At 42.5% G+C, this 6,935-nt stretch carries 6 protein-coding genes and 1 pseudogene; 2 read left to right on the top strand and 5 right to left on the bottom strand.

Going from position 1 to position 6,935, the window contains the following annotated elements:
* The first annotated feature begins 66 nt into the window (after positions 1–66).
* A complete protein-coding gene (locus W234_RS0101135; RefSeq protein ID WP_025643546.1) occupies positions 67–507 on the top strand; it encodes a transposase family protein in 441 nt (146 codons plus the stop codon).
* Between the two features lie 8 nt (positions 508–515).
* Positions 516–899, top strand: a pseudogene (locus W234_RS0101130) (transposase family protein); the annotation flags it as partial.
* A 603-nt stretch (positions 900–1,502) separates the two neighbouring features.
* Here the strand turns inward: W234_RS0101130 and lspA are convergent.
* The 5 genes from lspA to W234_RS0101100 all read right to left on the bottom strand — a co-directional run bounded on the left by lspA (position 1,503) and on the right by W234_RS0101100 (position 6,906).
* Positions 1,503–2,210 carry a signal peptidase II gene (gene lspA / locus W234_RS13565; RefSeq protein ID WP_037026031.1) on the bottom strand — a complete coding sequence of 236 codons (708 nt, stop codon included), beginning with the start codon at positions 2,208–2,210 and terminating at the stop codon, positions 1,503–1,505.
* A 141-nt stretch (positions 2,211–2,351) separates the two neighbouring features.
* Positions 2,352–3,632, bottom strand: coding sequence for a c-type cytochrome biogenesis protein CcmI (gene ccmI / locus W234_RS0101115; RefSeq protein WP_025643930.1), 1,281 nt, complete (start codon positions 3,630–3,632; stop codon positions 2,352–2,354).
* Positions 3,629–4,111 (bottom strand): cytochrome c-type biogenesis protein, encoded by a 483-nt coding sequence (locus tag W234_RS0101110; protein WP_020443538.1) that lies wholly within the window; start codon positions 4,109–4,111, stop codon positions 3,629–3,631. The genes ccmI and W234_RS0101110 overlap by 4 nt, the downstream gene beginning before the upstream one ends.
* 83 nt (positions 4,112–4,194) lie before the next feature.
* Positions 4,195–4,857 carry a DsbE family thiol:disulfide interchange protein gene (locus W234_RS0101105; RefSeq protein ID WP_011513682.1) on the bottom strand — a complete coding sequence of 221 codons (663 nt, stop codon included), beginning with the start codon at positions 4,855–4,857 and terminating at the stop codon, positions 4,195–4,197.
* Positions 4,858–6,906, bottom strand: a complete 2,049-nt coding sequence (locus W234_RS0101100; protein WP_025643925.1) for a heme lyase CcmF/NrfE family subunit — start codon at positions 6,904–6,906, stop codon at positions 4,858–4,860. It abuts the gene before it with no gap.
* Positions 6,907–6,935 lie beyond the last annotated feature (29 nt).

The following is a 6,935-nucleotide window of genomic DNA, read 5'->3' as shown; positions in this document are numbered from 1 at the left end:
TAGACCTCTTGCAAAAGTAGCAGAGGGAATTAAAATAAGAAGAACATTCATCGTTGTCTAAGAACCATGCCAAACATAGATAAGCTACTCAAACAAAGTGACGCTGGTTTTAAACGCTACACTGGCATTCATAAAGCCACCTTTTATGACATGCTTGATGCCATGCAAGAGCATGAAGCATCTAAGACCAAATCAGGTAGACCAAGTGTGCTCAGTCTTAAGGAGCAGATACTACTAGCCCTGACTTATTGGCGTGAATACCGCACGCTTTATCATATCAGTATGGACTTTGGTATTCATGAGTCTTCTGCTAGCCGTATCATTCGTAAAGTAGAAGACACACTGATTGACTCTGGCAAGTTTGAATTACCTAAAAAGCTGCCTAGTCGTGTCGATGACGACATCAATTGGTCAGTCGTCATTGTTGATGCTACCGAAACCCCTATTGAGCGTCCAAAAAAAACCAAAGAGACTACTACAGCGGTAAGAAAAAACAACACACCTTAAAAGCGCAGGTTATCGTTCATTGGCAAACTGGTTTGATACTTGATGTGCAAACCTGTAAAGGGTCAATCCACGATTTTAAGCTGTATAAAGATACTTGTCCTGACTGGTTACCTTGTGACGCCAAGCTACTAGCCGATAGTGGTTATCAAGGGTTAGCAAAGTTACATGAGCAAACTTTCACGCCATTTAAGAAACCTCGTGGTGGTCAGTTATTAGAGATATGCAAACAGGCCAATCACTATCTGGCAAAGTTCCGTATTGTGGTTGAGCACAAAATAGGCTTAATCAAGTTGTTTAAAATCGTGGCTCATAAATATCGCAACCGTCGTCAGCGCTATGATCTTAGAATGAAGCTGTTTGCTGGTATCATTAATTCCGAGCTTAAATTATGACTTTTGCAAGAGGTCTAGTAATAAAATTCTTCATTTCATTTCTGAATGTGTCTGTATCCCGCTTACCCTCGCCTGACAAACGATGGTAATTATTATAGTCCGCTTCAAATTTCTTTGAGCGCACGATAGGAGGCTGCGCAAAATTCATCCCAGTAGTGCTATGACATTTTTAGAGTGTATCGACTATATAAGGGTAAGACTTTTTAATGCGGCACTTTGTTTTTTTCTAAGATTATGTATTTGTTTGATAGTTAGCTGAGCATGTGACACTATATTATCCTTTTGTTATTTCAATAAATAATTTAGGCGGTATTCAATGTCTTTATAATAATGGCCCTGTCCAGAGCTTTGAAGTACTGGTTTTTGTCATCTACCACTTAGCACGTCACGCCTTCGTCTAGCCACTTCAAAATCATCCTGCGTTCACTCGCATACAATTATGCATTGGGTTTTGGGATATAGAATGAGAGAGTATTTGTATTAATCATATATCACCTTCCAGTTCGCATTTTTATAAACACACTTGAGTATAAAAAGTATCTTTCCGTATAGAGCAGCTATGACGCTAGTTCTTTTTATTTGTACTGATCAATATTCACTTGTTTATTCATTACGCTTACTTTCCAAAAATATCATATCAATTATAATCAACGCTACACCGACACAGACACCTATATCTGCAACATTGAAAATAGGATAATTCCAGACATCAGCATAATGCACATGGATAAAGTCAACCACTTTGCCAATTCTTAAACGATCGATTAAGTTGCCAATCGCACCGCCAAGCACTAAGGCCAACCCCATAGACAATAGCTTGGCTGTACGTGGCGCTTTGATTAAATAAATCGTTAAAAAGATAGCCATTACAAAAGCTAAGCCTGAGAAAAACCATTTCTGCCAACCGCCAGCGTCGGCTAAAAAGCTAAATGCTGCCCCATAGTTATAAGCGAGTGTCCAGTTGAGAAATGGTTCAATGACCGGTACGGGGTCATTGAACGCTAATTTGGTTTGGGCCAACCACTTAGTCCATTGATCAAGTATTAACACCATTATCGCCAACAAATACCAGATAAAAGCGCGACTGCCATTGGCAACCATTTTTGGCATTTTATCCAACTTACCTTTAGGTGTTATCGAGTTGCCTGAAGTCACGTACATAGCTTTAGGCGTATGATTCATGGTTTTAGAGTCAATCGATTGATGAGTACTACTCACAGCTATAGGTACTTTATTGTCAGCAATATTAGTACTAGCCGATTCAACGCTATTCAATTTAGTACTATCTAATCTGTCGGTAGATTCAGTCATAGTTGTTTTCTTTATCTGTGTTTATACAATGAACAATGTTAAACGTATATGTTTTTGGTATACGACTATTAATCGCGCCACTTTTATAAACGGCTCCACTTACCGCTCTGGTGTTATGAAACTTACGGTAATAATTTTTTATTAGGGAATCTGTTGATTGATTTCAACATTAACCTGAGTCTGTTCAGCGCTAATCACTATAGGATTACCCGATAAGTCGCCTGACTCTGCTATGGCATTACCGCTATGACTAATACGAGCAACGACTGCTAACTGAGTTTTGTCACTACGAGCTGAATTTAACGTGCGATCTGGCATCATCGCATCAAGATTGCTTAAGCGGATACTAGCCTCACCTTGCTTGATAATACTAATGGGTAAACGTTTGGCGGCAAACGGTGGACCTCCTTTAACGTCACGTATCGCAACAAACAACACATCATCAGCTTTCACTAACGGTAATAAATTAGCGTTAATTTTCACTGTCACGTCAATACCTTCTAGCGCTTGCTTTTCTTGCGTGCTAACGTAGTTGCTTAACTCATCTAAGCTTGCTAAAGCTTTAGTATGATCACCTGGTTTGGCCACAATGCTGCCTTGTAAGCGTTTAATCCAACCTTGCGCTTGGGCAAAGTTACTACTACGAGTCTCACCCATTGCCATGAGCATTTGAGCCCGTTCATGCTGCGGATTCTTAGCTAATATAGCTTGTAATACACGGCGAATATTGGCGTCTAACTGACCTTCATTAACGAAAAAGCTAGTCTGAGCATAAGTGGTGGCGATTTCTTCATTTTCAGGAGCTAAACGATAGGCACGAGATAAGGCTTCCAGCGCAGAATCAGTTGCCTCCATAGATAAGAAAAGCTCGGATAGGCGCATCCAGCGATTAGGATCATCAGCATTACGATGAACATTGGTTTGCATGGCGCTAATCAGTTGACGACCATCTTCAAACGCCCATGATGGCGGCTTGTCAATTTTAGCTGTCAATAGGTCGTCAGCCACTTGTCCTACTTTGTCCTCAGCTGTCCACAAATCAAACACGGGCGTACGATTGCCTATTAGTAAATACGCCATTGCAGCCAATATTGGGATCCAAGCTGCGACAATTAAACGGCTTTTGACATCAGGGGTGACCATAGGTGTTATCTGACGCTGCACATCTAATAGCTGACGCTCCAGTTCCAGCTTTTGATTTTGATAATGGCTATTATTAATAGTACCGCTGTCTTTATCTGTTTGTAGCTCAGCTAAACGTTCGCGAAATACTGCAACATTAATATCTAGCAGTTGATTGTCTATTGGTTTGGACTGCAAACGCGGTGCTCGTAGCCATGGCATAATAGCAATCAGCGCAAATATAAGAGCAATCAGCAAGCTTAGAGTTACAAATAAGCCAAAAGTAGAAAATAGAGTCATTTTTTGTCCTCTAGGCTAGTAATGTCGTGGTCGACACTCTCAGCTTGCGATAATAGACGATCAAGCTCAGCCTTTTCCGTAGAGGTCAAGGCAGCAGTACTGTTCACTGTGACGCCGCTTTGACCACGGGCAACAACTTGGCGACGCTTACTTTGCCAAAACCAACCAATAATTAAGACGAGCAATAATAGTGGTGGAAAAAACCATAGGATCCATGTTGATGGTCGCATAGGCGGCTTGTAGCTAATAAAGTCACCGTAGCGCTCTTGCATATAGACGCGTATTTCAGCATCACTACGTCTATCTTTAATTAAATCATAGACTTTTTGCTTTAGATCCTGTGCAATCGGTGCATCAGAGGCTGCAAGGTTTTGATTTTGGCATTTTGGGCAGCGAAACTCTTCTATTAATCCACGATACTGAGCTTCTTGCTGTGGTGAGTCAAAATCGTATACGTCAATAGCTGCGTTTGCCGTCATGTTAAGCAGACACGCTAGTATTAAGCTTGCTAGTTTTAAAACTATATTGGGTTTTAGTTGAGGAGCTCTTATTCGAGTAACGTTCATTTGCACATCTCCTCAACCTGAATGAGATCAGGACTATCGTTGTTCTTATTAGCCTTATTAAGTACTGTCAGGCACGGCTTAACACGCTGTTGCCAATTGGCTTCATTAATCTCACCAACAATATGCTGACGAATGATGCCATCTCCATCCACAACAAAGGTTTCGGGCGCACCAGTTATGCCTAAGTCTAGAGCAAACTGACCCAATGAATCCTGAATAGACATAGAAAATGGATCACCGCCTCGGTTTAAGTAACTGAGCGCATTACCAATCTCATCCTTATAATTCACACCAACGATATCAACGCCGCGCTCTTCTAGTTGCATTAAAAACGGATGCTCAATAACGCAAGTTGGGCACCATGAGCCCCAAACATTAAGTAAAAACGGCTTATCCGGCAAATTATCATTGGTGATAGTACGGGTAGTATCTGCTAATAACGGCAGCTCAAAGGTAGGAACCGGACGCTCAAGAGCGGTATTGGTCACAATGTCTGTTGGTTTACCTAAGCGCATGTACAATATAACTACCAAACCAAAAAAGAGGATAAGCGGAATTAAGAACCATAGCTTCGTCTGCTTTTTTTTCATTGTCTTTGGGTTACGCTGCTTACTGTTTTGGCTATCTTTTTGCTCAGGAGTATTATTCGACATAGTCATTTATTTCTCCTTTAGTGTCGACATCGTCGATACTGAGATTGCCTGCTCAATAGCTACCTCATTGACTCCATAAGTAGCCAAACTACCAGTAACTAGCAACGGAGCTTTAATTTTTTTGATGCGGTATCGTTTATCAAGCATACTAATTAATCCACCTAGAGCCATGATAATTGCCCCTAACCAAATCCAGCGAATTAATGGTTTTACATAAATCCTTAATGCCCATTGGTTACTACCATCGGCAATAGGTTCGCCCAGTGCGACATAAACATCGCGCATAAGACTGGGGTCAATAGCAGCTTCAGTTGTTGGCATCGTGCTGATAATATAAGTACGCTTTTCTGGAGTCAGTTTCGCCACTTCACGACCGTCTTTGGATACCACCACTTGCGCTTGCGTTGCATCAAAGTTACTACCCTTTATTTCAAAAAATTCAGTTACTTCAAAATCGTAACCTTGAACATTGACTGTATCGCCAATACCCATTGCTACGTCACGCTCAATACTCAGGCTACTAGTAAAGGCTATGCCAATGACAGCAACCAATACGCCAATATGAGCAGTCTGTTGACCCCAATAGCTAAGACGCAGCTGACGCAGACCTTTAAAGAAATTAGGGGCGTTCTTGGTTTTGTCTCTAAAGTCAACGATCATCCATAGCAGTACCCAAAAGCTCACCGCTAAAGTCACGCCAATATTGAACATAGCAGATGGACTGGTAAAGTAGGCGATAATAGCAGCCAATACGATACTACTAGCGGCAATGGCGATACCCACCCCTAGTAACGGACGCTTATCTTGTTTCCAGCGAATATTAGAGCCCATACCCATAGCGATTAACAACAGCCATGTCAAAGGCACAAACAGCGCATTGAAGTATGGAGGCCCTACAGATACCTGACCGAGACTAAAGGCATCAGCGATAATAGGATAGAGGGTGCCGAGCAGCACCACTAAGGTTGCAATCAAAATGATGGCGTTATTGATCACTAAAAAGGACTCACGTGAAATCAGCTGATATTGACTTTCAACGGTTAAACGCCAACCGCGAACGGCAAACATTAATAGACCACTACCGATGATAATGCCAAGAATAGCTAAGATGACCAAACCACGCGTCGGATCAGCGGCAAACGAATGCACTGAGGTAAGGACTCCAGAGCGTACCAGGAACGTGCCAAGCAAGCTTAAGGCAAAGGCGAAAATAGCCAGCATGATGGTCCATGCTTTAAACACCCCGCGCTTTTCAGTGACTGCTAATGAATGCAGCAATGCTAAGCCGACAAGCCAAGGCATAAACGAGGCGTTCTCTACCGGATCCCAAAACCACCAACCGCCCCAGCCAAGCTCGTAGTAGGCCCACCACGAGCCCAGTGCAATACCAATGGTCAAAAATCCCCAAGCCGCGAGCGCCCATGGACGTGACCAGCGTGTCCAAGCAGCATCTAAACGCCCTTCCCACAATGCCGCCATACAAAATGCAAAAGGCACTACCATACCCACATAGCCCATATATAACATGGGCGGATGAATAATCAGACCGAAATCTTGTAGGACAGGATTTAAATCAGCGCCATCGACCGCTAGATTGGGTAAGGTACGCTCAAACGGTGACGAGGTAAATATCAGCATTGTTAGCATCATTAACTGTACACCGGCCAAAATAACTAATACCCGCGCACGCATTGATAACGGCAAGCCGCGACTAAAGTATGATACCAGTGCACACCATGTGGCCATGATGGTCATCCATAGCAGCAAAGAGCCCTCGTGTCCGCCCCATGTCGCCGATAACTTATAGTACCAAGGCAACAGCGTATTGGAATGCTGCGCGACGTAACTGAGGCTAAAATCATTATAATAAAAACCTGCTATCAAAGCGCCAAATGACGTTATCATGGCGGCAAACTGTGCCCAAGCTAAGCTAGGGGCTAGTCGTTGCCAAGCAACTTGGTTACGAATAACACCAATAGTTGGCAGAATTACCTGCAATAACGCCAATACAAAAGCGGTAAGCAAGGCAAAATAGCCCAATTCTGTAATCAACATACGGTCTAACCTTATTTACTCTAATGCGG

The organism is Psychrobacter sp. TB15, from assembly GCF_000511655.1.
Taxonomy (GTDB): Bacteria; Pseudomonadota; Gammaproteobacteria; order Pseudomonadales; family Moraxellaceae; genus Psychrobacter; species Psychrobacter submarinus.
The sequence above is the reverse complement of the archived record's forward strand: the minus strand, read 5'-3'. Positions and strand labels throughout refer to the sequence as shown.